The 25,590-nt window shown below is 70.7% G+C and carries 25 protein-coding genes; 8 read left to right on the top strand and 17 right to left on the bottom strand.

Features of this window, described 5'->3' with window-relative positions:
* Positions 1 to 19: 19 nt before the first annotated feature.
* The 6 genes from GEMRO_RS0114970 to GEMRO_RS29875 form a co-directional block, all read right to left on the bottom strand.
* Positions 20 to 1,336: a M20 family metallopeptidase gene (locus tag GEMRO_RS0114970; RefSeq protein ID WP_051329100.1), complete on the bottom strand. Its 1,317-nt coding sequence runs from the start codon at positions 1,334 to 1,336 to the stop codon at positions 20 to 22.
* A gap of 96 nt (positions 1,337 to 1,432) precedes the next feature.
* Positions 1,433 to 2,197: an N-formylglutamate amidohydrolase gene (locus GEMRO_RS0114965; protein ID WP_051329099.1), complete on the bottom strand. Its 765-nt coding sequence runs from the start codon at positions 2,195 to 2,197 to the stop codon at positions 1,433 to 1,435.
* Positions 2,197 to 3,528, bottom strand: coding sequence for a type I glutamate--ammonia ligase (locus GEMRO_RS0114960; RefSeq protein WP_027134637.1), 1,332 nt, complete (start codon positions 3,526 to 3,528; stop codon positions 2,197 to 2,199). Before GEMRO_RS0114960 ends, GEMRO_RS0114965 begins: the two co-directional genes overlap by 1 nt.
* A complete protein-coding gene (locus GEMRO_RS0114955) occupies positions 3,528 to 4,178 on the bottom strand; it encodes a cysteine hydrolase family protein (RefSeq protein WP_027134636.1) in 651 nt (216 codons plus the stop codon). Before GEMRO_RS0114955 ends, GEMRO_RS0114960 begins: the two co-directional genes overlap by 1 nt.
* A 49-nt stretch (positions 4,179 to 4,227) precedes the next feature.
* Positions 4,228 to 5,142 (bottom strand): MurR/RpiR family transcriptional regulator, encoded by a 915-nt coding sequence (locus tag GEMRO_RS0114950; RefSeq protein ID WP_027134635.1) that lies wholly within the window; start codon positions 5,140 to 5,142, stop codon positions 4,228 to 4,230.
* A gap of 153 nt (positions 5,143 to 5,295) precedes the next feature.
* Positions 5,296 to 5,775 (bottom strand): hypothetical protein, encoded by a 480-nt coding sequence (locus GEMRO_RS29875; protein WP_051329098.1) that lies wholly within the window; start codon positions 5,773 to 5,775, stop codon positions 5,296 to 5,298.
* A 451-nt stretch (positions 5,776 to 6,226) separates the two neighbouring features.
* Between GEMRO_RS29875 and GEMRO_RS32765 the strand changes: the two genes are divergently transcribed.
* Positions 6,227 to 7,780, top strand: a complete 1,554-nt coding sequence (locus tag GEMRO_RS32765; protein WP_051329097.1) for a CAP domain-containing protein — start codon at positions 6,227 to 6,229, stop codon at positions 7,778 to 7,780.
* An 89-nt stretch (positions 7,781 to 7,869) separates the two neighbouring features.
* Here GEMRO_RS32765 and GEMRO_RS0114935 read toward each other — a convergent pair whose 3' ends face one another.
* A complete protein-coding gene (locus GEMRO_RS0114935) occupies positions 7,870 to 8,379 on the bottom strand; it encodes a metallophosphoesterase family protein (RefSeq protein ID WP_027134634.1) in 510 nt (169 codons plus the stop codon).
* 110 nt (positions 8,380 to 8,489) lie between these two features.
* On the opposite strand from GEMRO_RS0114935, the gene GEMRO_RS0114930 reads away from it, so the two are divergent.
* On the top strand, positions 8,490 to 9,497 hold the full coding sequence (locus GEMRO_RS0114930) for an SDR family oxidoreductase (RefSeq protein ID WP_027134633.1): 1,008 nt from the start codon (positions 8,490 to 8,492) through the stop codon (positions 9,495 to 9,497).
* Between the two features lie 4 nt (positions 9,498 to 9,501).
* On the opposite strand, the gene GEMRO_RS0114925 is transcribed toward GEMRO_RS0114930, so the two are convergent.
* Genes GEMRO_RS0114925 through GEMRO_RS29865 form a run of 4 tightly spaced genes read right to left on the bottom strand, consistent with a single transcriptional unit; the run spans position 9,502 to position 13,499 of the window.
* Positions 9,502 to 10,617 carry a DmpA family aminopeptidase gene (locus GEMRO_RS0114925; protein ID WP_027134632.1) on the bottom strand — a complete coding sequence of 372 codons (1,116 nt, stop codon included), beginning with the start codon at positions 10,615 to 10,617 and terminating at the stop codon, positions 9,502 to 9,504.
* Positions 10,618 to 10,645: 28 nt separating this feature from the next.
* Positions 10,646 to 11,476, bottom strand: coding sequence for an ABC transporter permease (locus GEMRO_RS0114920; protein ID WP_027134631.1), 831 nt, complete (start codon positions 11,474 to 11,476; stop codon positions 10,646 to 10,648).
* An 11-nt stretch (positions 11,477 to 11,487) separates the two neighbouring features.
* Positions 11,488 to 12,381: an ABC transporter permease gene (locus GEMRO_RS0114915; protein ID WP_035487317.1), complete on the bottom strand. Its 894-nt coding sequence runs from the start codon at positions 12,379 to 12,381 to the stop codon at positions 11,488 to 11,490.
* 5 nt (positions 12,382 to 12,386) lie between these two features.
* Positions 12,387 to 13,499: an ABC transporter ATP-binding protein gene (locus tag GEMRO_RS29865; RefSeq protein WP_035485376.1), complete on the bottom strand. Its 1,113-nt coding sequence runs from the start codon at positions 13,497 to 13,499 to the stop codon at positions 12,387 to 12,389.
* Between the two features lie 165 nt (positions 13,500 to 13,664).
* Between GEMRO_RS29865 and GEMRO_RS0114905 the strand changes: the two genes are divergently transcribed.
* On the top strand, positions 13,665 to 14,762 hold the full coding sequence (locus tag GEMRO_RS0114905) for a polyamine ABC transporter substrate-binding protein (RefSeq protein ID WP_084507003.1): 1,098 nt from the start codon (positions 13,665 to 13,667) through the stop codon (positions 14,760 to 14,762).
* Between the two features lie 89 nt (positions 14,763 to 14,851).
* Positions 14,852 to 15,706 carry a MurR/RpiR family transcriptional regulator gene (locus GEMRO_RS0114900; RefSeq protein WP_027134628.1) on the top strand — a complete coding sequence of 285 codons (855 nt, stop codon included), beginning with the start codon at positions 14,852 to 14,854 and terminating at the stop codon, positions 15,704 to 15,706.
* A 10-nt stretch (positions 15,707 to 15,716) separates the two neighbouring features.
* On the opposite strand, the gene GEMRO_RS0114895 is transcribed toward GEMRO_RS0114900, so the two are convergent.
* Both GEMRO_RS0114895 and GEMRO_RS0114890 read right to left on the bottom strand, forming a co-directional pair.
* The gene (locus GEMRO_RS0114895; protein ID WP_027134627.1) at positions 15,717 to 16,592 is read right to left on the bottom strand and encodes an N-acyl homoserine lactonase family protein; all 876 of its coding nucleotides are present in this window, start codon (positions 16,590 to 16,592) and stop codon (positions 15,717 to 15,719) included.
* A gap of 43 nt (positions 16,593 to 16,635) precedes the next feature.
* Positions 16,636 to 17,838: an MFS transporter gene (locus GEMRO_RS0114890; RefSeq protein ID WP_027134626.1), complete on the bottom strand. Its 1,203-nt coding sequence runs from the start codon at positions 17,836 to 17,838 to the stop codon at positions 16,636 to 16,638.
* A gap of 188 nt (positions 17,839 to 18,026) precedes the next feature.
* Here GEMRO_RS0114890 and GEMRO_RS0114885 point away from each other — a divergent pair, with 188 nt between their 5' ends.
* From GEMRO_RS0114885 to GEMRO_RS0114870, 4 genes are all read left to right on the top strand, one after another.
* Positions 18,027 to 18,581 (top strand): TetR/AcrR family transcriptional regulator, encoded by a 555-nt coding sequence (locus tag GEMRO_RS0114885; RefSeq protein WP_027134625.1) that lies wholly within the window; start codon positions 18,027 to 18,029, stop codon positions 18,579 to 18,581.
* A 123-nt stretch (positions 18,582 to 18,704) separates the two neighbouring features.
* A complete protein-coding gene (locus GEMRO_RS0114880) occupies positions 18,705 to 19,202 on the top strand; it encodes a (2Fe-2S)-binding protein (protein ID WP_027134624.1) in 498 nt (165 codons plus the stop codon).
* Positions 19,199 to 20,257: an FAD binding domain-containing protein gene (locus GEMRO_RS0114875; protein WP_027134623.1), complete on the top strand. Its 1,059-nt coding sequence runs from the start codon at positions 19,199 to 19,201 to the stop codon at positions 20,255 to 20,257. Before GEMRO_RS0114880 ends, GEMRO_RS0114875 begins: the two co-directional genes overlap by 4 nt.
* Entirely contained in the window at positions 20,250 to 22,517 is a 2,268-nt protein-coding gene (locus tag GEMRO_RS0114870) for a xanthine dehydrogenase family protein molybdopterin-binding subunit (protein ID WP_027134622.1), read from the top strand. The genes GEMRO_RS0114875 and GEMRO_RS0114870 overlap by 8 nt, the downstream gene beginning before the upstream one ends.
* A gap of 67 nt (positions 22,518 to 22,584) precedes the next feature.
* On the opposite strand, the gene pqqE is transcribed toward GEMRO_RS0114870, so the two are convergent.
* From pqqE to pqqB, 4 genes are read right to left on the bottom strand one after another with little or no spacing between them, the layout of a single operon-like run.
* On the bottom strand, positions 22,585 to 23,658 hold the full coding sequence (gene pqqE, locus GEMRO_RS0114865) for a pyrroloquinoline quinone biosynthesis protein PqqE (protein ID WP_035485374.1): 1,074 nt from the start codon (positions 23,656 to 23,658) through the stop codon (positions 22,585 to 22,587).
* Between the two features lie 2 nt (positions 23,659 to 23,660).
* A complete protein-coding gene (pqqD, locus tag GEMRO_RS34695) occupies positions 23,661 to 23,942 on the bottom strand; it encodes a pyrroloquinoline quinone biosynthesis peptide chaperone PqqD (protein WP_027134620.1) in 282 nt (93 codons plus the stop codon).
* Positions 23,939 to 24,667, bottom strand: a complete 729-nt coding sequence (gene pqqC, locus GEMRO_RS0114855) for a pyrroloquinoline-quinone synthase PqqC (RefSeq protein WP_027134619.1) — start codon at positions 24,665 to 24,667, stop codon at positions 23,939 to 23,941. Before pqqC ends, pqqD begins: the two co-directional genes overlap by 4 nt.
* Positions 24,664 to 25,560, bottom strand: a complete 897-nt coding sequence (pqqB, locus tag GEMRO_RS0114850) for a pyrroloquinoline quinone biosynthesis protein PqqB (protein WP_027134618.1) — start codon at positions 25,558 to 25,560, stop codon at positions 24,664 to 24,666. The genes pqqC and pqqB overlap by 4 nt, the downstream gene beginning before the upstream one ends.
* Between the last annotated feature and the right edge of the window lie 30 nt (positions 25,561 to 25,590).

Here is a 25,590-nt window from a genome sequence, read left to right as displayed (position 1 = left end):
CCTTTGCGGAATGCGGCTGCTAGCGCACCCCGCACCAGTCGATGACCGAGGCGGCGATCACCTTGGTCGAGCGCACCAGCGAATCGATGTCGACATACTCGTCGACCCCGTGGAAGCCGTCGCCGGACGGGCCGAAGATCACCCCGTCGACCCCCGCCCCGGCATAGTGCGCCGCGTCGCAGACCGCGACGAAGCCGCGGACCTCCGGCGCCTTGCCGAGCCGGGTCTGGTGCTCGACCAGCGAGGTCACCAAAGGATGGTCGACCGGCGTGTTCATGGCCGGGAAATGCAGCCCGCCCAGTTCCCACTGCACCGCGGGCGGATGGCCGCGCATCCAGGCGTCGGTCTGGGCGAAGTGGTGGACGAAGGCCTCGAACTCCCGGCGCACCTCCGCCGAGCTCTCGTTCGGCAGGAACTTCATGTCCAGGTCGAGCACCACCACGTCCGGGATGATCGCCGGATTGGTCATGATGGTCGGCAGGCCGTTCCCGCCGAGCCCGGCCCCGCCCTGGATCACCCCGACATTGATGGTGTTCAGGCCGACCGGCACCAGCGGGTGGTCCTTGGCGCGCGCCCGGTCCAGCTCGTAGTGGCGCAGCGCCTGCATGAAGCGGTTGGCGAGGTCGATCGCGTTGACCCCGGGCTCCAGCCGGCCTTCCTCATGGCGCTGCGGGTAGATCTCGTTGTAGCGCCAGCCGGCATGGGCGGTGCGGCCGCGGATGGTGACGCGCACCCATTCCAGCCCGCCCTCGGCCGGCAGCACGTCACCCCAGGTCGGTTCCGCGACCAGCACCGCCTTGGCGAGCTTGCCGCGCTTGACCGCGTCCATGGCGCCAAAGCCGCCGGCCTCCTCGTCGACCACCGCATGGAAGGCCAGCCGGCCGACCAGGTCGATGCCGGCCTGCCGGATCGCCCGCGATGCGGCGATGCAGGCGGCGACCCCGCCCTTCATGTCGATCGAGCCGCGCCCGTACAGCCGGCCGTCCTTCACCTCGCCGCCGAACGGGTCCACGGTCCAGTCGCCGGCAGCCCCCACCGGCACCACGTCGATATGGCCGCACAGGATCAGGCTGCGCTCCTCCGCGCCGGCCTTCTCGCCGACCAGGTTCGGCCGGCCCGGCAGGGCGTCCCACTGCTCGGTGGCAAAACCCTCGTCGCGCAGGATCGGCTCCAGCAGCGCCTGCAGGTCGGCCTCGCGGTTGAGGGCCGCGTCCTCCTGGAACTTCGGGTTGACCGTGGGGATCCGCACCATGTCCCGGGTCAGCCCGACCACCCAGTCCCGCTCGGAATCGATCTGCGCCTGCACGGCCGAGATCGCGGCTTCTTTGGTCGACACTCCGTCACCCCCTTGGTCGTTCCGCCGCCGGCGGTGTGCGGGCGGCTCGTCGTCTCGTCGCCGGGACCGCGTCCTTGCCGCGGCCCCGGCCAGCGGTCACGCCAGCACCGCGCGCAGCCGCTCGGTCCACTCGGCCACGCCCCGCTCGTCGGCGATCAGGTCGTGGCGGATCTCGACCAGGATCGCCGGGTGGCCCCGGTCGGTGCCGTGCACCGGGATCGCATAGTCCTCGGCCCGGTCGATCCCGTAGGGCACGTTGGTGCCGATCAGGAGCGAGCGGTCCTCCGCCAGGCCCTCGATCACCTGCCGGGCGAACGCCTCGGAGCGCTCGAACAGGATCCCGGCATGCCAGGGCCGCCGCTCGCCCAGGAAGACCGGGGTGTAGCTGTGGATCGTGACGATCCGGGTCGGCCGTTCCGTTTCGGCGCGCGCATCGAGGAAGCTGGCGATCCGGTCGTGGAAGGGCTGGAACATCAGCCGGCGCCGCCGCTCCCGCTCGGCCGGGCAGAGCTCCCGGTTGCCCGGTATGTCGGTGGCCTCCGAGCGCGCGGGCATGCTGGAGGGCACCCCGAACGGCCGGTTCAGGTCGACCAGCAGGCGCGAATAGGTGCCAAGGAAGGCCGGCGCGTCCAGGGCGCGGGACAGGCCGAGGGTCACCTCGGCCGCGCCGATGTCCCAGGCAATGTGGCGCTGCAGGTCGGCCTCGCTCACCCCCAGCCGGCCATACTCCGCCGGCAGGTGGTTGGAGGCGTGCTCGCAGATCAGCACGACGTCCGAGCCGCCGGCCTCGTTGACCACCGAGACCGCCGGCGGCCAGTCGGTCGAGCTCTTGACGGTATCCACCCGGCAGGCGTCCAGCATCAGTAGAGCATCCGGTAGGCCGCGCAGATCGCGGGCTCGTCCCGGCCCTTCAGGAACTCGATCTCGGCGCGCTTCACGCCCAAAAAGCTCTCGATGAAGCTCGGCTGGAACCAGCCGGTTACCACCGGGTCGGCCTTGAGCGCCGCCAGCGCGTCCGGCAGGGATTCCGGCAGCCGCTTCAGCCCGTGGCGGGCCAGCTCCGCCGCGTCCATCGTGCTGGGATCGCCGCTAACCAGAGGCGGGGTCGCCAGCTTGCCGGTGATGCCGGCCAGGCCCGCCCGGACGATGGCGGTGAGCGTCAGGTAGGGATTGCCGGTGGCGTCGGCGGCCCGGTACTCGACATTGTACTGCCGGGCCGGATCCCGCCCGCCGAGCGTGACCACCGGGCAGATCCGCAGGCTCGCCTCGCGGTCGCACTGGCCGAGCCAGGTGTAGGACGCGCTCCAGTTGTGCGGCGCCAGGCGATAGTAGGACGGCACGCTGGGCGCGGTGAACGCGGTGATCGCCGGCAGGTGGCGCAGCACCCCGGCGCAGAACGCGCCGGCCGCTCCCGACAGCCCGCCCGGCCCGCTTGCGTCGTACATGGCCGGGCGGCCCTGCCCGTCGACGAAGCTGAAATGGACATGCACGCCGTTGCCGACCGCGTGACGCGCCGGCTTGGGCGCGAAGCTGGCCCGCCGGCCCAGGACGCGGGCGACCTCGCGCGCAAGTTCCCGGGTCGCGATGGCCCGGTCGGCCGCCACCAGGGCGTCGGCCGGCGCCTGGGTGACCTCGAACTGGTGGTCGCCATATTCGGTGAGCACCATCTCGGGCTCGATCCCGGCCTGCTCCATGGAGGCGACCAGGCGCGGCGCGAACGGGTCCGCCCGGCGCAGCGCCTCGAACGAGAAGGCGTGGCCGGGCGGCGTGGCCGGGTCGGCGGGTGCGAGCTGGAACTCCTGCTCGAAGGTCGCCAGCACCGACAGGCCGGTCGCGGCTTTCAGCGCCGCCAGCGCGTCCTTGAGCTGGGTGCGGGTGCAGCCCGGCCAGGGCCGGCCGTCCAGCTCGACCAGGTCGCCCATCACCATGTCGAACTGGGTGTCGGCGCCGGTCCGGTCGGTGGCATAGCGGGCCGGCAGGTCGGGGATCAGCCGCAGGTCGCCGGACGAACCCCAGGGGTTCGGGTCGGCGATGGTGTTGAAGGGGGTCAGGCACAGATTGGCCGGAACCCAGCCGACCCCGGCGGTGGCGACCCGCTCCAGCCGCTCATGGGTCACCGGCCGCCCCCGGGTGATCCCGGCCAGGTCGGTGGTGACGATGCTGGCCAGCGGCGTGGTGGTCCAATCGGCCATCAGCCGGCCTCCCTGCCCAGCGCCTCGAAGCGCGCCGCCACGGTGTCAGTGTCCGCGACCCAGCAATAGCCGCCGAACGCCTTGAGCGCGATGGCATGGCGCTCCGGGGTGGGTGCGGCGCACGCATCCGAGACGCAGGTGACCAGGTAGCCGCGGTCGGCGCCGTCGCGCACCGTCATGTCGACGCACTGGTCGGTCAGCACGCCCGCCACCACCAGGTGCCGGATGCCCAGGTTCTTCAGGACATAGTCGATGTTGGTTGAGTTGAAGACGCCGGAGGAGGTCTTGGGCAGCAGGATCTCGTCGCCGACCGGGGCCAGCTCCGGCGGCGGCAGGCCCTCGGCCAGGCTCGGCGGGATGTGGATAGGGGTCAGCTTGTGGTCGAGCGAGCGGTCGCGGCCATCCTCGGTCAGGCTCTGGATGATGGTGTGCAGGACCTCGACCCCCGACGCGCGGGCCGCCGCCAGGAGGCGGCGCTGGTTGGGGATCACGGTCTCCCGGGTGACCTTGTAGAAATGGTGGTCCGGGCCCCAGTCGGCGTGCGCCGGATCGAGGCCGGGCTCCAGCCAGATCCGCTGCATGTCCACCAGCAGCAGCGCGGTCGCGCCTCGGGCATAGGGTTCGTCGCGGCGCGGCAGGGTCGGGGTCATCGGCAAGCCATTCTCGGCAGGGTCATGGGAAGAACGGAACAGAAGGCGGTCATGGCTCGGGCCGGCTCCTCGGCCTGCGGGCCCGCCGGCGCGGGTCGGGCGGCGGCCGCGGGTCGCCGATGGTGACGGCGTTGGCGTGGCGGATCTTCTCGATCGCCTCCAGGCGCCGCCGGGACGGCTCGCCGATCTCCTCGATCGCATGGGCGATCACCGCCTCCATCTGCGCCACGGCCGGGGCCAGCGTGTCGTAGGGGGAGCGTGCCTCGATCGGCGCCACCAGCACGACCTCGGCGATCTCGGCGATCGGCGAGCGCCAGGGATCGGTGAACAGCACGATGGCGACGCCGCGCTCCCGGGCCTGGCGGGCGAACGCGACCACGTCGGACTGGTAGCGGCGGTAGTCGAACACCACCAGGAGGTCGCGCTTGCCAAGGTCGACCAGCCGGTCCCAGTCGGCGGGGGAAAGCACGCCCAGGTCCTGCACGCCCGGCCGGAGCTGGGCCAGGTAGCCCGCCAGCATCGAGGCGACGTTGCGGCTGAACCGGCCGCCCAGCACCAGGATCTTGCCCTTGGTCTCCCACAGGAGCCGGGTGGCGTGGTCGTAGCTCTGCGCCGGGGTGCTGCTGCGGGTCTCGTCGATGTTGCGCAAGACCGAGTTCAGGTAGCTCTGGCCGACATTCTCCTTGGGCGCGCCGCGCCGCTTCGCCTCCATCATCAGGAGCGGCGAATGCAGGCGCGCCTCGACCTCCTCCAGGAGATCGGCCTGGAAGTCGGGAAAGCCGCCATAGCCGAGCTTCACCACCAGGCGCACCACGGTCGGATCGCTCACGCCGGCCCGGCGGGCCAGGCTGGTGGCGGTCCCCAGCCCGGACATCGGGTAGTCGGACAGCAGGACCTGGGCGATCTTCGCCTCGGAGGGGGTGAGCGACAGGCCGGCCTGCGTCAGCCGATCGCGCAGGGGCATCGATTTCCCATCGGCGGTCACCTCGTCACTGGATCCATGCTGTCGCAAAGCATGAACCAGCGGCTGCCGATAGTGAAGAAAAACCGACAGAGCGAGGCCACTCACGCTGGTGCTGAGGGAAAACCGACAGCCCTGCCCGCGGCCCTGGCCCGGTCAGAAGAACAGGTACATCACGACCGGCAGTGCCGTGAAATAGCACCAGGCGATGCTGAGGATCCAAGGCGAGTGCCGGGTGAACATGGTGCCCTGCTGGAACCGGTACTCGACCGTCTCGCCCTGGACGCGCGTCCGGAAGTCGACGAAGGACCGCCGAAAATAGATCTCCAGGTCGGGATGCCGGGCGAGCAGCACGCCCTGCTTCTTGTGCCATTCCTCGACCGCCGCGTAGGCGGTGCGGATGCCGGGCCAGGTCTGCAGCGCCAGCACCAGGCCCAGCAGTCCCAGGAACGGCGGCAGGGCCAGGGTGAACGGGTTGCGCCACTGGCCGACCAGTACGCCCATCGAGGAGCCATAGGCGATCAGCAGGAAGGACTGGGAGGAGATGAACGAGTTCAGCCGGCTGGAGAGCATCTGGCTCTCGAACTGGATCTCGCTGCGATAGAACTTGAGCAGATCGACCGGTTCTTCCGGCAAGGAACCATCCTTCGGCGTTCTAAAGGGGGCGCACGGGGCGCGGCGTCACCCGCTAAGCGCACGAGGCAAGCGCCGGTTGCATGCGGTGGTCCACGAGGTGCCGGCTGGCCGCCGGCCCTTCGCCATGCGCGTCCATTCTAGGATGGCGGGCGGTTCGCGGTCCATGTCCCGCCGGCCGGCCGGCGGTTGAGGGAACGACCACCTACCTGCCGGAAATCAGACGCATGTACTGGCGAGTTCCGGATATTTGGAAAGATTTCAGCCCGCATACCAGAAATTAATCATAATTCCTGCCGCGCCCTCTGGCGGCAGGATCAACTCTGTGGTGGAAATTCCCACGGTCACCGACCGCAAGAACCTCCCGCAGCACAGCGGCCAACCCGGAAACAGGCCTTTCCCGGGAAGCCCGCCGCTCGCCCTGCGGTGATCCCCGACAGAAGGAAAGCGCACCGTGCCGACAGAGCCGACCGCCGACGAGCAGTACCTGCTCGAACTCGTGAACGTCGAACGCGCCAAGACCGGCGCCCAGCCCCTGGCCTTCGACAGCGCGCTCAACAGCGCCGCCGACCAGCACAGTTCCTGGATGCTCGCCACCGACACCTTCTCGCATACCGGCGCCAACGGCTCGAACCCCGGGGATCGCATCACCGCCGCCGGCTATACCGGCTGGAACGGCTGGGCGGAGAACGTCGCCCTGCAGTCGGTCCGGGCTCCCTCCGGCCTGCGCGACGAGGCCGACCGGATGCATGAGGGGCTGATGAACAGCCCGGGCCACCGGGCCAACATCCTCAATACCGGCCTGCGCGAGATCGGCATCGGCCTGCAGACGGGCGAGTATCGCGGCGGCGACACCGCCATGCTCACCGAGGTGTTCGGGCGCCAGGGCAGCCAGTCGATCCTGACCGGCGTCGCCTTCAAGGACGCCGACGGCGACAGGTTCTACGACCCGGGCGAAGGCCTGGGCAGCGTCACCGTGACCGCGACCGGCTCAGGCGGCAGCTTCACCACCACCACCATGGCCACTGGCGGCTACCAGATGGACCTGGCGTCCGGCACCTACACCGTCACCTATGCCGGCGCCGGGGTGAGCCACAGCCAGCAGGTCACCATCGGCGCGCAGAACGTCAAGCTGGACGTGACCGGCTCCAGCACGGCCCCCGCCCCCACCCCGACGCCCACGCCGGCACCCAAGCCGGAGCCGATCCCGGAGCCCGAGCCGGTTCCTCAGCCCAAGCCGGAGCCGACCCCGAAGCCCGAGCCCGAGCCTGAGCCCAAGCCGACCCCGGAGCCCATGCCCGAGCCTGCCCCTTCCGACCCGCACGAATTGCCGAAGAGCGCCGAGCCGGACAACGAGGTCATCGGCACCAGCCGGGGCGACCGCCTCTATGGCACCGACGGCCATGACCTGCTGGACGGGCTGGGCGGCGCCGACCGGATGACCGGCCGGGGCGGCGACGATACCTACCGGGTCGACCATGGCCGCGACCGGGTGGTCGAGCGCCACGACCAGGGCACCGACACCGTGGAAAGCAAGGCGACCTGGTTCGCCCTGCCCGACCATGTCGAGAATCTCGAGCTGGTCGGCTCCTCGACCCAGATCGGCTACGGCAACCGCCTGGACAACATCCTGGTCGGCAACGACGTGAAGTCGTTCCTGAGCGGCGGCGGCGGCGACGACATGCTGGTGGCCGGCGACGGCAAGGCCCGTCTCACCGGCGGCAGCGGCGAGGACCTGTTCGTGTTCGACAGCGCCGGCGCCGGCCGCCACGTCACCGACTTCCGGACCGGCCAGGACCAGATCGACCTCACCGACCTGTTCGAGGACTATGCCGGCACCGACCCGGTGGCCGACCAGCACCTGCTGCTCGCCGCCAACGGCCGGGGCGGCACCGACATCTCGGTGGATGCCGACGGTGCCGGCGGTGCCGCCGCCAGCCTGGTGGTCACCCTCGACCATGTGCTCCCGACCGACCTGCAGATGAAGTCGGACATCGCCTGGTCCTGAACCCGCACGATGCCGGGAGAAGTCCTCACGGCATCGCGCCTCCCTGCCGGCGGCTGCGCTTCCCCCCCTTCCGCCGGCAGGGAGCGCCTTCAGTTCGAGGCGCGCCGCCGCCGCGCAGCCAGGACCTCGTCCAGCGTGACCGGCCGGCAGTCCCAGGCATCGACGCCCACGTCGAACTGGCGGGTCGCCGGCTTCAGCCTTCCGTGCGAATGGCCGTGCAGGTCGATGGCGCCCTTGCCCATCCGGTTCCAGGTCCGGAACGGGTAGTGGCAGAGCACCAGGAACCGCCCGTCCACCTCCATCTCGGCATAGGCCTGCACGCTGGCCCAGCCCGCGGCCGACAGCGTGCCCGGCCCGTCATTGTTGCCGGTGATCAGGTGCTTGCGCCCGTGGAGCCGCGCCAGCAGGTCCTCGACCCTGGCCCGGTCGCCGCGCGCCACGTCACCCAGGTGCCAGACCTCGTCGTCCACCCCGACCCGCTCGTTCCAGCGCTGCACCAGCGCCAGGTCGTGCTCGGCCAAGGACCCGAACGGCCGCCGGTCGATGCGCAGCACCCTGGGGTCGCCGAAATGGGTGTCGCTGGTGAAGAACAGGGCCATCATGGTCTTCCGGGTTGGGGAGCGGCCGGCAGCGGGAGGAACGGGCGGGGCCGCTTCCGGGTTCATGGCGCGGAAAAGGCTCCAACCCCAGCCCGAGATCGGTCCCGCCCGTGCAGCCAGCGCATCATCCCCAGCAGACGGTCGTCATCACCGGCGCTTCGGCCGGCGTCGGCCGCGCCACCGCGCACCGCTTCGCCGCCGAGGGTGCCAGGATCGGCCTGATCGCCCGCGACCCGGACGCCCTGGAAGCGGTGTGCCGTGAGGTCGCGCAGATGGGCGGCCAGGGCCTGGCGCTGCCGGCCGACGTCGCTGACCCCGATGCCGTTTTCGCCGCCGCCGCGCGGGCCGAGGCCGAGCTCGGCCCGATCGACGTCTGGATCAACGACGCGATGGTGACGGTGTTCTCGCCGTTCTGGGAACTGACCCCGGCCGAGTTCCGCCGGGTCACCGAGGTCACCTATCTGGGCTTCGTCCACGGCACCATGGCGGCGCTGCGCCACATGCGCCCGCGCGACCGGGGCACCATCGTCCAGGTGGGCTCCGCCCTGGCCTACCGGGCGATCCCGCTGCAGTCCGCCTATTGCGGCGCCAAGCACGCGGCACGCGGCTTCACCGATTCCCTGCGCAGCGAGCTGCTGCACGCCAACAGCGCCATCCGCCTCTCCATGGTCCACCTGCCCGCGGTCAACACCCCCCAGTTCGACTGGGCGCGCACCCATCTGAACCACCAGCCGAGGCCCGCCGGCACCATCCACCAGCCCGAGGTCGCCGCCGACGCGATCCATCGCGCCGCGCACGAGGCCGAACGGGAATACTGGCTTGGCGCCAGCACCGACGTCGCGATCCTGGGCGACATGCTGGCCCCCTCCCTGGCCGACAGCTACCTCGCCCACAACGCCGTGGAGGGCCAGTCGACCGAGGTGCCGGTCCGTCCCGACCGGCCGGACAACCTGTTCCAGCCGGTGCCGGGCCTCCATGCCGTGCGCGGCAGCTTCAGCAACGAGGCGACCGACCGCGCCCTGCGCCTGAGCGGCGGGTCGGCGCGCGGGCTGGCGGCAGCCGGCGCGCTCGGTCTCGCGGCGATCCTGGGCTTCGCGGCCGGGCGCGCGCGGCGCTGAGCGGTCAGGCGGCCAGCGGCCGCCGGTGCCGCCGCAGCACATCCTGCAGCTCGTCCACCGGCAGCGCCTCGATCCGGAACCGGTCGTGGACGGTGCCGCCGGTGGCCTCGCCCGCCAGCATGGCGTTGAGCACCGCTTCCTCCACGCTCTCCACCACCGCCAGGTAGATCGGGTCGAACAGCTCGTCGTTGACCATCTCGATGCGGCGGTGCCCGGGCGCCTGGTGCGGCATCGGCCCACGATTGGCGGTCGAGAACGCCAGGAAGATGTCGCCGGAATTGTTGCCGCCAGGCGTGCCGTTGCGGCCGATCCCGATCGAACAGCGCCGGGCCACCCGTTGGAGCTGGTGGGGCGCCATGGGAATGTCGGTGGCGATCACCACGATGATCGAGCCGCGCTCCTGGACCTGCCCCTCGTTCAGGCCCTGGCGGAGGTGGCGCCCGACCGGGACGCCGGTGACCGTCAGCCAGTCGCGCCGGCCGTGATTGGCCTGGACCAAGGCACCCAGCATGTAGTCCCGCCCGTCCACCGTGACCCGCCGGGACGCGGTGCCGGTGCCGCCCTTGAACTCGTAGGCGATCATCCCGGTGCCGCCGCCGGTCGAGCCCTCCGCCACCGGCCCGCCGGTCGCCCCGTCCAGCGCCGCGTGGACATGCTCCACGGTCACGTGCTGGCCGTTGATGTCGTTCAGCATCCCGTCATAGGTCTCCGCCACCACCGGCATCACCCAGAGCAGGTCGTCGCCGCCATAGGTCGAAGCGTGGCGGTCCAGCATCCAGCGCACGGCGGCATGGTGGGCGATGCCGACGCTGTGGGTGTTGGTGATCAGCACCGGGCCCAGGAAATAGCCGCCATCCTCGATCCAGTGGCTGCCGGTCATCTCGCCATTGCCGTTGAAGCGGTGGATGCCTGCATAGACCGGCTCGGGCGCCGCCTCGTGGCCGCGCGGCAGGATCGCGGTGACGCCGGTGCGCACCGGCAGCCGGCGCCCTGGGCGCGGCGTCTCCTCGCGGATCGTGGCAAGCCCGACCGCGACCCCCGGCACGTCGGTGATGGCGTTGAGCGGGCCGGGCGTGCCGGCCAGGTCGAGGCCGAGGTCGCGGGCGCGTGGCTTCGTCATGGCAATGCCTTGATGGTTGGTCGGGGGGTCAGCGCTGGCGCGTGCGGAAGTAGAGGCCGAGGGAGGCGACCAGGAAGGAGAACACCAGCATCATCACCGCGATGGCGTTGATCTCCGGCTTGATGCCCCGGCGCAGCATCCCGAAGATGAAGATCGGCAGGGTGGTCGTGTCGACGCCGGCGATGAAATAGGTGATCACCAGGTCGTCCATCGAGATGATGAAGGCCAGCAGCGCCCCGCCGATCACGCCCGGCAGCACCTGCGGCAGCACCACCCTTCGGAACGTCACCCACTCGTTGGCGCCCAGGTCCGCCGAGGCGTTCTCCAGGGTCCGGTCCATCCCGGCCAGCCTCGCCGAAACCACGATGAACACGTAGGAGACCAGGAAGGTGCACTGGCCGATGATGATGGTGCCAAGGCCCAGATGGACGCCGGCGCCGACGAAGAAGATCAGCAGGGCGATGCCCAGCACGATGTCCGGCATCAGCATCGGCGCGAACATCAGCACCCGGTAGAAGCGCCGGCCGAAGAACTCGAAGCGGTAGACCGCAAGCGCGATGGCGGTGCCGAACACCGTGGCGATCGTGGTGGTCGAGGCGGCGATCAGCAGGCTGTTGCGCAGGGCTTCGAGGAGCTGGTCGGTCGATTCGATGTAGAGCGCGCTCTCCGACACCGCGGTCTTGAAGCCCAGCACCTGGGCGTACCACTCGGTGGTGAAGCCCGACCAGTTCATCATGTTCACCGGGTCGGCGTTGAACGAGTAGACCACGATCAGCGCCAGCGGCAGGTAGATGAAGGCGAAGAACAGCAGGGTGTGGACGGCGAGGCCGGCGCTGGCGATCCGCTTGAGCAGCTGCATGGCGGCCTCCCTCACCGGCCGGGCACGGCGTCGCCGCCGCGCCGGCCGTCCAGCCAGACATGGACGAACAGGATCAGCAGCACCGCGGCCATCACCAGCATCGCCAGCGCCGCGCCGAACGGCCAGTTGCGCGCCGAGAGGAACTGCTGCTCGATCAGGTTGCCGAGCATCAGGACCTTGGCCCCGCCCAGCACTGCCGGGACCACGAAATTGCCGAGCGCGGGGATGAACACGATGATCGAGCCGCCGATGATGCCCGGCAGGGTGAGCGGCAGGATCACCCGGAAGAAGGTGCGCACCGGCCCGGCCCCCAGGTCCTGCGAGGCGCGCACCAGCGACCAGTCCAGCTTCTCGACGCTGGCATAGACCGGCATGAACATGAACGGGATGAACACGTAGACCATGCCCAGCACGATCGCGCCGTCGGTGTAGATCAGCTCCAGCGGGCGCTCGATCAGGCCGGTCGCCATCAGCACCCCGTTTACGATGCCGGTCTGGCGCAGGATCAGCACCCAGATGAACAGCCGCACGATCAGGCTGATGAAGAAGGGCAGCGTGATCAGGAACAGGCAGAAATTCTTCCAGCGGTCGGACAGCCGGCTGATCTGGAACGCCACCGGGTAGCAGACCAGCAGCGCCACCACGACGGTGAGCGCCGCGATCTGCACCGAGCGGAAGAAGATCGCGAGATAGACCGGGTCGTAGTCCTCGAACATCGGGTCGGCAAAACCCAGGATCCGCCCGAAACTGTGCGGGTAGAACTCCCAGACGACCCCGCCATAGAGCCCGGGTGCGAGGAAGCTGGTGATCACCATGATCACCAGCGGACCCAGGAAGAAGATGCCGAGGAACAGGGTGACCGGGCCCAGCAATGCCGTGAGCTGCAGGCGGCGGCGCAGGCGCATGCCGGTCATGGAACGGCCGCCGGCTGCGGCCCGCTGTGCCGGATCAGGTGCACGGCAGCCGGATCGTAGGTCAGGCGCGCACGGCGCTGCTGCTCGACCAGCGCCACCGCCGCCTGCTGGCTGGCCGGCACCTGGGCCATCAGCTTGCGCCCGCTGCGGGTGCGGCCCAGCACCTCGAAGGAGGCGCCGACGAACACCACCTGGTCGACCGTGATCTCCAGGCCGGGCGCGTCGCGCGGCCCGTCCAGGGAGAACTGCTCCGGCCGGATCATCGCGGTGACCGTGCCGCCCTGCACCGCCGGCCGGGCCGGCGCGTCGTCCAGCCGGACCACCTCCCCGTCCTCGGTCGCCACCACCCCGGAGCACTGCCGCCCCTCGAACAGGTTGCTGGCGCCGATGAAGGTGGCGACGAAGGTGTTGGCCGGGTGGTTGTAGATCTGCCGCGGCGTGTCGAGCTGCTGGATCACCCCGCCATGCAGGACCGCGACCCGGTCGGACATGGTCAGCGCCTCCTCCTGGTCGTGGGTCACGAACATGAAGGAGATGCCCAGCTCGTGCTGGAGCGTCTTCAGCTCGATCTGCATGGCCTGGCGCAGGTTGCGGTCCAGGGCCGACAGGGGCTCGTCGAGCAGCAGGAGCTTGGGCCTGGCCACGATCGCCCGGGCCAAGGCGACCCGCTGCTGCTGCCCGCCCGAGAGCTGGCGCGGCCGGCGGTTCTCCAGCCCTTCCAGCCCGACCATGCGCAGCGCGGCCGCGACCCGCTCCTGGCGCTCGGCCCGGTTCACCCGGGCGACGTCCAGGGCATAGCCGGTGTTGTCGCCGACGCTCATGTGCGGAAACAGGGCGTAGTTCTGGAACACGGTGTTGACCGGCCGGCGGTGCGGCGGGGTCTGGGTGACGTCCTCGCCGTCCACGAAGATCCGCCCGGCATCCAGGTCGACGAAGCCGCTGATCGCGTGCAGCAGCGTGGTCTTGCCGCAGCCCGAGGGCCCCAGCAGGGTCAGGAACTCGTTGCGGCGCACTTCCAGGTCGATACCACCGAGGGCGGTGATGGTGCCGCCCTCGGGCAGGGCGAACGTCTTCGAGGCCTTCGAGAGCTTGACGATGCTGTCCTGCATGGATGGGCGCCCGCCGGGTCGATGTTATCGAGATAGCGCTTGTGCGATCCCGTTACGTTGATAACGTGGACTTATCGAAGTCAATGCTTCCAAACAAAAACCGGGCCAACGGGTGGTGAGGATCGTCTCGGATCGCTCAGGCGGTCCTTTTTTCAGGGAATCAGCATGACACGTCACGACAAGCACGCATGTTTTCCGGCAGCCCGGGTTGAGAGAAACCGAGCCACGGCCCCGGCCGGGGCGGCCGCACTGGCCTTCGCCGCGCTCCTGGGTGCGGCCGCGCCGGCCGCCGCCGACGGCACCCTGAACGTCTACAACTGGGGCGAGTACATCAACCCGGAGGTCCTGAAGAAGTTCGAGGAGGAAACCGGCACCGAGGTCAACCTCGACACCTACTCGTCCAACGAGGAGATGCTGGCCAAGATCCAGGCAGGTGCTGCCGGTTACGACATCGTGTTCCCGTCGGTGCACATGCACGACATCATGGCGAGCCTGGACCTCCTGGCGGAGACCGACATCGGCTCCTACGAGGGCTTCCAGAACATCGACCCGGCTTCCCTGCGCGCGAAGAGCGACCCGAACGCCGAATACTGCCTGCCCTATGCCTGGGGCTCGGTCGGGATCATGTACGACCGCAAGGCGCTGGGTAAGGACATCACCGGCTGGAACGACCTGCTCGCCACCGTCAAGGAGAAGAACCTGAAGTTCACCCTCCTGGACGACATGCGCGAGGTGATCGGGGTCGGCCTGATCCTGAACGGCCACTCGGTCAACTCGACCGACCCGGAGGCGCTGCAGGAGGCGGCCCAGACCATCATCGACATGAAGCCCTACGTGGCGGCGTTCACCTACGACTCCCGGCCGATGGTGAAGTCCGGCGACGTCGCCGCCGCCCACTTCTTCATCGGCGCGATGATCGACGTGTTCGAGGACAGCGAGACGCTGGGCTACGTGATCCCCGAGGAAGGGGCGACCATGTACCAGGAAGACATCTGCGTCCTGAAGAACGCGCCGAACAAGGACAACGCCATCGAGTTCATGAAGTTCTACACCCGGCCCGAAGTGGCGGCGCTGAACGTCTCGCAGCAGACCAACGGCACCACCAACGTGCCGGCGCGCGAGATGACTCCTGAGCACATCAGGAACAGCGAGGAGATCAACCCGCCGCCGGAGACCATGGAGCGGCTGCAGATCTTCGAGGACCTGGGCGGCGACATCCGCCAGGTCGACCGGGTGTGGACCAAGATCAAGACCGCGCAGTAGGCGCGCCGGCCGCGACCCCGACCGCCGGCCCGAGGGACCGGCGGTGTCCCGGGTCCGGCAGGGGATATCGGCGGAAGACCGGAGGAACCATGTCCGCCGACATCCTGGCCCGGCTGCGCGACGAGGCGCTCCGGCAGACCCGATCCGACCTTCTGATCGGCAACTTCCTGGAGCGGCACCTGGCCGAGCTGCCGTTCGAGACGGCGAAGTCGATCGCCCGCCGGGTCGGCGTCAGCCCGATGACGGTCGGGCGCTACCTGCGCCGGCTGGGCTTTGACGGGCTGGAGCCGCTCAAGCACGCCTTGCGCGACGGCGGCAGCAACCCGGCCTGGCAGGTCAAGGACCGCTTCGAGCGGCTCCGGGCGGATGCCAGGGAAGGCAAGCTCCTGGCCGACCAGATCCGCCGCCAGATCGAGGACCTCGACCGGATCTACGAGCTCACCGCCTCCCCTTCCTGGCAGGCGGCGGTGGACGCGCTGGTGGGCGCCAGCGAGGTCTACGTGGCGGCCTGGCAGAACGTGCGCGGCATCGGCCAGTACTTCGCCACCCAGCTATCCTACACCCGGCCGCGGGTCGGGTTCGTCGACGGGCTGAACGGCACCTATGGCGAACTGCTGGACGGCGCGGTCGAGAACCGCTGCCTGTTCCTGTTCGATGTCCGCCGCTTCGCCGCCAAGGCGCGGCCGCTGGCGCAGGAAGCCCGCCGACAGGGCATCACCGTGGTGTTCGTCACCGACGAGTACTGCACCTGGGCCGAGGAGGCCGCCGACATCTGCCTGGTGGTGCCGGGCTCGCGCAGCCCCTTGTGGGACGGCTCCGCCACCGTGGTGGCGGTGCTGGACCTCCTGATCAGCAACATCATCGTGGTGCTGGGCGATCAGGTGAGCGACCGGGTCGCCCGCCTCACCCGGCTCCAGGACATGTTCGGCGACTTCGAGAAATAGGGCCCCCTCCTCACGCCGCCTGGAGAGAGGTGCTGCGCAGCGGCGCGTAGTTGGCGGCGGCGGTCACGTCCGCCCGGGGGTTGTCGGTGGCGCCGGCATAGCGGCCGACGATCCGGCCGCCGGATACCAGGGCCGGATCGTCATGGCCCACCAGCAGGAAGCGGCTGTCGGACAAGGCGCGCTTGATGGCCTTCTTCTCCTCCAGCGAGGTCATCGCCCGGTTGGCCGAGATGGTCGGCTCGTGCGCCCCGTGGTCCAGCAGCGGGGACACCAGCTGGTCGTCCACATGGTAGGCGATGTCGCCGGCCAGGTTGGCGATGCCCTCGTCGGTCTCGACCAGGATCGAGAGCGAGCCCGGCGTGTGCCCGCCCGACAGGCGGACCGCGACGCCGGGGATCACCTCCTCTTCGAAGGTGCCGTCGACGTCGAACAGCCGCAGCGCGTTGCGGGTGTGCAGGCGGTCGATCAGGTGCTTGGTGTCCTCGGCGGTGTACATGACCGACCCCATGATGCCGGAGGCGGCGAATTCCAGCTCGCGGCGGGCCAGCGCCACGGTGGTCGACATCGGGAACTGGTCGTCGCCGCCGGCATGGTCGATATGGGCATGGGTGTGGACGACGTAGCGGATGTCGCCGCGACGCAGGCCGTGCCGGGCGAGCTGGTGGTCGATCGTCATCTCCGGCGTGCGGACGAAGTCCATCCCGAACGCCGCGAAGTCCTGGGTGGCGCGGGCACCGGTGTCGACCAGGACCGGCTCCTGCCCGCCGGTGATCAGGAAGCCCAGGAACGGGATCGTGGTCTTGGTGCCCGGCGTGCGGAACAGGACCAGGCCGGAGGCGTCCATGGTCAGGCGGCCGTAGCTCATCGGAAAGATCTTCAGGGCCATGTCGAGACTCCTTGGTTGAATGTATTCGGGTGGGAATGGCTTGTTATGAACCAATTGGTTCATAATGGTCGCAGGAAGCACGGCGCCCGGTGCCGGCCAGCAGCGCGACCAGGGCGCACAGCAGCGTCATGATCGATCCGCCGATCAGCACGGCGCTGGTCATGTCGGCCAGGGTGGCGATCTCGCCCAGGCCCAGCGCCAGCAGCCCGCTGAACAGGTAGGCGAGCATCAGGACGCCGGAGATCAGCCCGTCCTGGCGCCGGCCCGGCGCGGCCGCGCCGACCGCGGCGAGCCCGCCATACGTCATCAGCGCATAGCCCACGCCCGAAGCGACCGTGGCCGCCAGGAACCAGGCGAGGCTGTGGTCCAGGACCGAGGCAGCCAGGCTGCCCATCCCGGCGATCGAGGCGAGCGAGCCCGACAGGACGGCGGCATGGGCGGGGAGGCGCCGGGCGAGGACGCCGGTCAGGCCCAGCGTCACCGCGAACAGGGCGAGCACCGCGCCGTTCACCAGGGCGTTGGCCGAGTGCACCAGGTCATGGGCGACCTGCGCGCCCAGGGACGCGATCAGGACGCCATGGCTGTAGGCGGTCATGACCGTGAGCGCGGCGAACAGGAACGGCCGGCGCAGGTCGGCCGGCACCTGCGGCAGGCTTGGACGCCAGGGGCGGGCCGATGCGGCCTGCCGCTCCGGCGGCAGTCGGGACAGGGCGGCCAGCAGGAGCACGAGCAGGCTGAACAGCACAACGAAGCTGAGCCGGGTCGGGTAGGGCGCGTACTGCACCAGGGCGCCGCCCATCAGCAGGGCGGCGGCAAGCCCGGCGGCCTGGGCGATGATGGTGGCGGCGCTGCCCTGGCGCGCCCCGCCGGCGGCGGCGACCAGAGCCGCTGCGGACGGCCCGGCCGCCAGGCCGACCCCGATCCCCATCAGCACCCGACCGGCCATCAGGGTCGCCACGTCGCCGGCCAGGACGAACAGCAGCGTGCCGGCGGCCGACGCCGCCACGCCCCAGGACATGACCGCCCGCCGCCCGGCCCGCTCCGCCAGGTCGCCGAACCCGATCAGGACTGCCACCACCGTCACCGGGTAGACCGCGAAGATCGCGGTGGTGACCGCCGGGGAGAGGCCCCATTCTTCAGCGTAGAGCGGATAGACCATGGCCGGCGCTGCGCTGGTCCACAGCGTGTGCGCCACGACCGCCGATGCGACCAGGAAGCCCGCCTTTGGCGGGAGCTGCGCGGCCATGCCTCGACTCCTTTCCGAGGGGAACGCCCGGCCTTAACGAACCGAACAGTTCAAAACCTAGCGGCGCCTGGTCCGGCGCGTCAACCACGTTTCGAACCAAACGGTTCATTACCGGAATGCGGCCACTCTCGGCGGAACCGGCACGGCGCGTATTGAACCTTTCGGTTCAGAACAGTATGTTCCTGCCCATGGCGCGACCCAGGAAATTCAGCCGCGACGGCGTGCTCGACAAGGCGATCCCGGTGTTCTGGCAGTTCGGGCTGGCGGGCACCAACCTGCAGCAGCTCGAACGGGCCACCGGGGTCAACAAGTCGGGGCTCTATGCGGAGTTCGACGACAAGGAGGATCTCTTTGTCGCCGCCCTGCAGCGCTATCTCGAGACCGGGCCCGCCCGGCGGATCCTGGCCCGGGAGCCGGCCGGCTGGGACAATATCGAGCAGTTCCTGCTGCAGGCCCCCTTCGCCACCACCGGGCGGCCGGGCTGCTTCTCGATCAACTCTACCCGCGACGTCGCCGGGCTGCCGCCGCGCGCGGTGGCCCTGATCGCCGACCATGGTCGCCTGCGCCTGCAGGACATCGCCCGCAACGTCCGGGCCGAGCGGCCTGACGCCGATGCCGAGACCATCGCCGGGCTGATCGCGACCTTCTTCTCCGGCGCCTGCATCGACGCCAATCTCGCCGCCGATCCCGACGCCCACCGCGTCAGGGTCGGCCAGCTGATGGACATGCTCCGCCGGCTCTAGCCGCTCCGGACTGCGCCGTTTCGTGCAAGACCGCAGCCCCCCGCACCCTGGATATCCCCGGCATCGGCCGGAACCGTCTGGCGCCACGCCGGCAGGCGCACCCCCACCTGGTGGGATATTCGCATGACCTTTCCGCTGCATCTCGTCGTCAACGGTCAGCCGCATGACCTGACCCTGGACGATCCCAGGGTGACGCTCCTCGACCTCCTGCGCGAGCGTCTCCACCTCACCGGCACCAAGAAGGGCTGCGACCGCGGCCAGTGCGGCGCCTGCACCATCCTGGTCGACGGCCGCCGGCTCAATGCCTGCCTGGCGCTGGCCCTGAGCCATGACGGCGCCAGCCTGCAGACCATCGAGGGCCTGGCCGGCCCGGACGGGCTGCACCCGCTCCAGGCCGCCTTCATCGCCCATGACGGCTTCCAGTGCGGCTTCTGCACCCCAGGGCAGATCATGAGCGCCGCCGGCATGATCCGGGAGAACCAGGCCGACACGCCCGAGCGGGTCCGGGAGGCCATGAGCGGCAATCTGTGCCGCTGCGGCGCCTATGCCGGAATCACCGCGGCGATCCTCGACGCGATGGCCGCCCAGGCCTCCCACCCCGGCACCAGCGAGGCGGCATGAACCGGTTCGACTATCTCCGCCCGGCCAGCGTCGCCGAGGCGATCGACGCCGGGTCCGCGCCCGGATCGGTCTACCTGGCCGGCGGGACCAACCTGCTCGACCTGATGAAGGGCCGCATCGCCCAGCCCGGCCGGATCGTCGACATCACCCGCCTGCCCGGCCTGAACCGGGTCGAGCGCCTGGCCGATGGCGGCGTGCGGATCGGGGCCCTGGTGCGCAACAGCGACCTCGCCCACGACCAGGAGTTCGCCGGCACCTTCCCGGCAGTCGCGGAAGCCCTGCTTTCCGGCGCGTCCGCCCAGCTGCGCAATGCCGCCACGGTCGGCGGCAACCTTCTGCAGCGCACCCGCTGCCTGCATTTCTACGACCCGGCCAGCGCCTGCAACCGGCGCAGCCCCGGGGCCGGCTGCGACGCCCGCGAGGGCGACAACCGCCTGCACGCCGTCCTGGGCTGGAGCCCGGCCTGCATCGCCACCCATCCCTCCGACTTTGCGGTGCCGCTCGTGGCGCTGGGCGCGGTGCTGGAACTGGACGGGCCGGCCGGCCCGCGCGAGCTGCCGGTGGAGGAACTGCACCTTCTGCCGGGCGAGGATCCGGCCAGGGAAACCAGCCTGCGCCCGGGCGAGCTGATCCTGGCGGTGCGGCTGCCGGCTTCGGCCGCCGCGTTCTCCGGAAACGCCCGCTACGTCAAGCTGCGGGAGCGCACCTCCTATGCCTTCGCGGTGGTCTCGGCCGCGGCGGCCCTGCGCCTGGAAGGCGGGATCATCCAGGAAGCGCGGGTGGCGCTGGGCGGCGTCGCCGCCAGGCCCTGGCGGGCACATGCCGCCGAGGCCGCGCTGGCGGGCCGCGCGCCCGGCGAGGCGGCGTATGCCGACGCTGCCTGGGCGGCGCTTGCGGATGCGCGCCCCTCCGGCGCCAACGCGTTCAAGATCGAGCTGGCGCGCCGGGTCGTGGCCCGCGCGCTGCGCCTGGCCGCGGCCGGCACGCCCGAGCGCCTGCCGCCGCTGCCCGCCTCGCCCCTCGCCACCCCCAAGGAGGCCCTGGCCCATGGCTGACCTTTCGAACGGCATGCCCCGGTTCGGCTCCAGCATCGGCCAGGGCCTGACCCGGCGCGACGGCGAGTTGAAGGTGACCGGCGCCGCCACCTATGCCGCCGACAACCACCCGCCCGGCATGCTGCATGCGGTGCTGGCGGTTAGCAGCATCGCGCGCGGCCGGGTGCTGGCGCTCGACGAGGCGGCGGCCAGGACCCATCCGGGCGTGGTCGAGGTGATGACGCCGCGCAACGTGCCGAAGATCGCCCGCGATCCCGACCAGGTCGGCGAGATCCTCACCTTCAAGATGGAGCTGCTGCAGGACGACAGCGTCCGCTACGCCCACCAGCCGATCGCGGTGGTGATCGCCCAGACCCTGGAAGCGGCCACCGAGGGCGCCGCCCTGCTTGCGCCGACCTATCTGGCGGAGCCGGTCCAGGTCGGCCTCGACGCGCCCGGCCGGTTCGTGCCGGAGCGGGTGGGGGTGGGCGAACTGCCGGTGGAGACCGCGGGCGGCGAGATCGAGGCCGCCCTGGACAGCGCGGTCCGGCGGATCGAGGCGGTCTACGAGACCCCGGAGCAGTACCACAACCCGATCGAGCCCCACGCCATCGTGGCGGAATGGCAGGGCGAGCGGCTGGTGATCGACACGCCGAACCAGGGGCTGGGCGTGGCGCGGCAGCGGATAGCCGGGCTGCTCGGCATGGACCCAGAGCACATCCTGATCCGGGCACCCTTCCTGGGCGGCGGGTTCGGCTCGAAATTCGTGATCTCCGGGCCGCAGGTCCTGGGCATCCTCGCCGCCCGGCTGGTCGGCCGCCCGGTGAAGCTCGTGCTGCGGCGCGAGCAGATGTTCGGCCCGGTCGGGCACCGCTCGGCGACCCGGCAGACGCTCCGGCTGGGTGCGCGCGCGGACGGGACACTGGCGGCGCTCGACCACCACACCCTGACCGCCTCCAGCCGGTTCGACGACTATTACGAGCCCAGCAGCAGCATCTCGCACACGCTCTACGCGACCGGCGCGCTCCGGACCCATTACGAGGCGGTCCGGCTCGACATCGGCACGCCGATCTACATGCGGGCACCCGGCGAGGCGTCCGGCAGCGTGGCCCTGGAGGCGGCGGTCGACGAGATGGCCGAGGCCTGCGGCATGGATCCGCTGGCGTTCCGCCTGGCCAACCATGCCGAGCGCGAGCCGATCTCCGGCAAGCCGTTCTCCTCCAAGGAGCTGCGCCGCTGCTACGCCGCCGGGGCCGAGCGGTTCGGCTGGCAGGGCCGCCCGCTGGCACCGCGGCAGATGCGGGACGAGCAGGACTTCCTGCTGGGATGGGGCGTCGGCACCGCCACCTTCCCGACCCGGATGTTCCAGGCGGAAGCGACGGTCGAGCTGCGCCGCGACGGGACCGCGCTGGTGGAGACCGGTGCCATCGACATGGGCCAGGGTGCCTGGACCGCGCTGGCGCAGCTGGCCGCGGACAGCGTCTGCCTGCCGCTGGGGCTGGTGGAGCTGCGCATGGGCCGCTCGGACCTGCCCCCGGGCGGCATCGCCGGCGCCTCGGCGCAGACCGCGACGGCGGGCTCGGCGATCCATGCCGCCGGCGCGGACGCGATCGCCGCCTTGGCCGCCCTGGCCATGGCCGATCCGGGCTCGCTCCTGTTCGGCGCGGACAATGCCGGGGTGAGCGCCCAGGACGGCCGGCTGGTGCGGCGCGACGACCCGGGAGTCAGCGAGAGCTTCGCCACGATCCTGGACCGGGCCGGCCTCGCCTCGATCAGCGGCCACGGCCAGAGTGCACCCCCGCCGGGCGCCCAGGACCCGTTCGCGCGCCACGCCCACGGGGCGGTGTTCGCCGAGGTGCGGGTCGATCCGGAACTGGGTCAGGTCCGGGTCGCCCGGCTGGTCGGCGCGTTCGCCGCCGGGCGGATCGTCAACCCGCGCATGGTGGAGAGCCAGTACCGGGGCGGGATGATCTGGGGCGTTTCCTTCGCCCTGCACGAGCATGCCCTGCTCGACCGGCGCAGCGGCCGGCCGATGAACCCGAACCTCGCCGAGTACCATGTCCCGGTGAACGCCGACCTGCCGTCGATCGAGGCGATCCTGGTCGAGGAGCACGACCCGCACGTCAACGCGATCGGCACCAAGGGGGTCGGCGAGATCGGGATCACCGGCACCGCCGGGGCGGTGGTCAACGCGATCTGGCACGCCACCGGTGTCCGGGTGCGCAGCCTGCCGGTCTCGCTGGACCAGCTCCTGCCGGGCCTGCCGCTCGCGGCCGGCTGAAGGTGCTGCCCCGCTCCGGATGGGTCAGCCCGGCATCCTCCAAAGGATGCCCGGCTCCCCCGGACCGTCAGCGCCGGTACACATAGTCCGGCCTGGCGTCGCCGGCGGTCTCGCCTTGCAGGGCCGCGTCGACCAGGCCCCGGTGCGGGGACAGCACGCAGACCGGGTCGGTGGCGCGGGCGTCGCCCGCCAGCGCCATCGCCTGGCAGCGGCAGCCGCCGAAATCGACCTCCTTGCGCGCGCAGGACCGGCAGGGCTCCTGCATCCAGTCGGTCCCGCGAAACGCGTTGAAGGCCGGCGACTGCGCCCAGATCTCGGCCAGGGAGCGCTCGGCCACCGACCAGAACTCCAGGCCCGGGATGGTCTCGGCGGCATGGCAGGGCAGCACGCGGCCGGACGGCGTGACGTTCAGGCTGCGCCTGGCCCAGCCGCCCATGCAGGCCTTGGGGAACCTTGCGTGGTAGTCCGGGGCCACATGGTCGATCACGATGGTGCCGCCGGTCGAGGCCTTCATCCGCTCGACCTCGGCCACCGCCCGGCGCACCTGGTCGGGCGCAGGCTGTAGGGCCGCGCGGTTGGCCAGCGCCCAGCCATAATACTGGGCATGGGCGATCTCGACCCGCCGGGCGCCAAGCTCGATCGCCAGCTCGATCAGGCCGGCGGCGCGCTCGATGTTGGCCCGGTGCAGCACGAAGTTGACGGTGAGCGGCAGGCCCGCCGCCACCACCAGCCGGGCGGTCTCCCGCTTGCGCGCAAACGCGCCGCTATAGCCGGCGATCCGGTCGGCGCTGTCCGGCAGCGCGTCCTGGATCGAGAGCTGGACATGGTCCAGGCCCGCTTCCGCGATCGCCGCCACCCGCCGCTCGCTCAGGCCGATGCCCGAGGTGATCAGGTTGGTGTAGAGGCCCTGTTCTGCGCAGGTGGCGACGAGGTCGGCCAGGTCCGGCCTGGCCACCGGCTCGCCGCCCGACAGATGGACGTGCAGCACGCCCAGCTCCGCCGCCTGCCGGAACACCTGCTGCCATGCGGCGGTGTCCAGCTCGGCGCCCTTCTGGTCCAGCCGGAGCGGGTTGGAACAATACGGGCATCCCAGCGGGCAGCGATGGGTGAGCTCGGCCAGGAGGCCGACCGGTGGCGGCATGCTCACAGGTCGATCAACCGCTTGGCCAGCAGCTGGCCGAGCAGGGCCTGGCTGTCCTGTTCGACTCGCATCCGGTCCACGCCGAAGCTCTGGGCCAGCTCGTCCACGATCTGGGCGAAGCTCTGCTCGCCGGTGCATCGCCGCAGGATCTCCACCGAACTCTGGTTCAGCTCGAACAGGGTTTCCGGCGCCAGCAGGAGCCAGCAGTTCCGCGCCTTGTCCTGGCGCAGCCGCACCCCGCGCGGCAAACGCGGGCGGGCGTCGTTTGGGATCGCGTGGCTCATGGTGCTGGCCTCCACGCGCCCGGCGGCGGGCGGCCTTCCACATAGGCCATCCACAACCCGTCGAGCTGCGCCCACAGCACCTCGGTCTTGAAGCTTAAGGCCGCCAGCGCGGCCGCCTGCGTCTCCGGCGTGACCGCATGCTCCAGCACGTAGGCCAGCGCAAAGGCGCTGTCCCGCTCGGCCTGGGGCGGGCGGGCGGTGAAATAGGCCAGCACGCCCTGGTCGACGAAGTCGTAATGGGCCAGCATCCCGGCGATCCGCTCGCCGATGATCTGCGGCGAGAACAGTTCGGTCAGCGAGGACGCGATCGCTTCCAGCAGCGTCCGGTCCCGGCAGAACGCGACATAGGCCTCGACCGCGAACCGGGTGGTCGGCAGGACGGCGCGGGTGGACACCACCAGGTCGCGGTCGAGCCCGACCCCGTCGGTCAGCGCCAGCCAGCGGGCGATGCCGCCCTCGCCGTCCCGGTCGCCGTCATGGTCGACGATCCGCTGCCGCCAGGCCCGCCGCAGCGCCGGATCGCGCATCTGCCCGAGCACGGCCGCGTCTTTGACCGGGATCATCGACTGGTAATAGTAGCGGTTGAGCGCCCAGGCCTGCACCTCGCCGCGGCTGCAGGCACCACCGTGCAGCCGCTGGTGGAACGGGTGCAGGTGATGGTAGCGCTCGGCGCCGACCTGCCGCAGCGCGGCCTCCAGTTCCCCGCGTCCCAGCCGTTCGGTCAAAGCGTGAACTCCATGCCGTCATGCGCCAGCTCCCAGCCGGCGGCGGCCACCTGCAGCCGCTCGGCTGAACCCTCGACCAGGGCCGGGTTGCTGTTGTTCAGGTGAAGGAAGACCCGCCGTCCGAGCGGGAGGCCGGCCAGGCCCGCGATCGAGCCGTCGGGCCCGTCCATGGCGAGATGCCCCATCCGCGCCGCGGTCTTGGGCGAGAGGCCGTGGCGGACCATCTCGTCGTCGGTGAAGGTGGTGCCGTCGAAGAACAGGAGGTCGGCTCCCGCCAGCCGCTCGCGCAGTTCCGGCGTGATCCGGGCGCAGTTCGGCACATAGAGGCAGCGCTGGCCGTCCGCGATGATCTCCAGCCCCAGCACATGCTCGGTCTCCTCGCCCAGCGCGACGTCGCCGCTTTCCTGGTAGAGCGGCACCTTGCCCGGCACCACGAACGGAACGAAGCGCAGGCCCGGCAGGTCCAGCGGTTCGCCCGGCTGCATCGGGCAGCGCTCGACCAGCTTCTCGTCGAGCGCGCGGAACAGGTCGTTGCTCCTGACCGAAGCATGGGTCGTCTCGGTCGCGTACAGGCGGAAGGCCTGCCGCTCGCGCAGGGTCAGAAGCCCGGCGATGTGGTCGAGCTCGCCATTGGTCAGGATCACGGCCGCGATCGGGCTGTGACGCAGGCCTGTTTTCGGGTGGAGCGCCGGGGTCGCCAGGATCTGCTGGCGCAGGTCGGGCGAAGCGTTGAGCAGGATCCACCGCTCGCCGTCCGCGCTGACCGCCAGCCCGGACTGGGTCCGGGGCGTGACCCGCTTGTCGCCCGCCCAGGCCAGCCGGCAGACCGGGCAGCGGCAGTTCCACTGGGGAAAGCCGCCGCCGGCCGCCGATCCGAGAACGATGATCCTCACGACGCCGCACCAGGCCCGCGGCCGTGCGGC

It is taken from the genome of Geminicoccus roseus DSM 18922 (assembly GCF_000427665.1).
Taxonomy (GTDB): domain Bacteria; phylum Pseudomonadota; class Alphaproteobacteria; order Geminicoccales; family Geminicoccaceae; genus Geminicoccus; species Geminicoccus roseus.
Note: the sequence above shows the minus strand (reverse complement) of the source record. Positions and strands in the feature narration are given on the sequence as shown.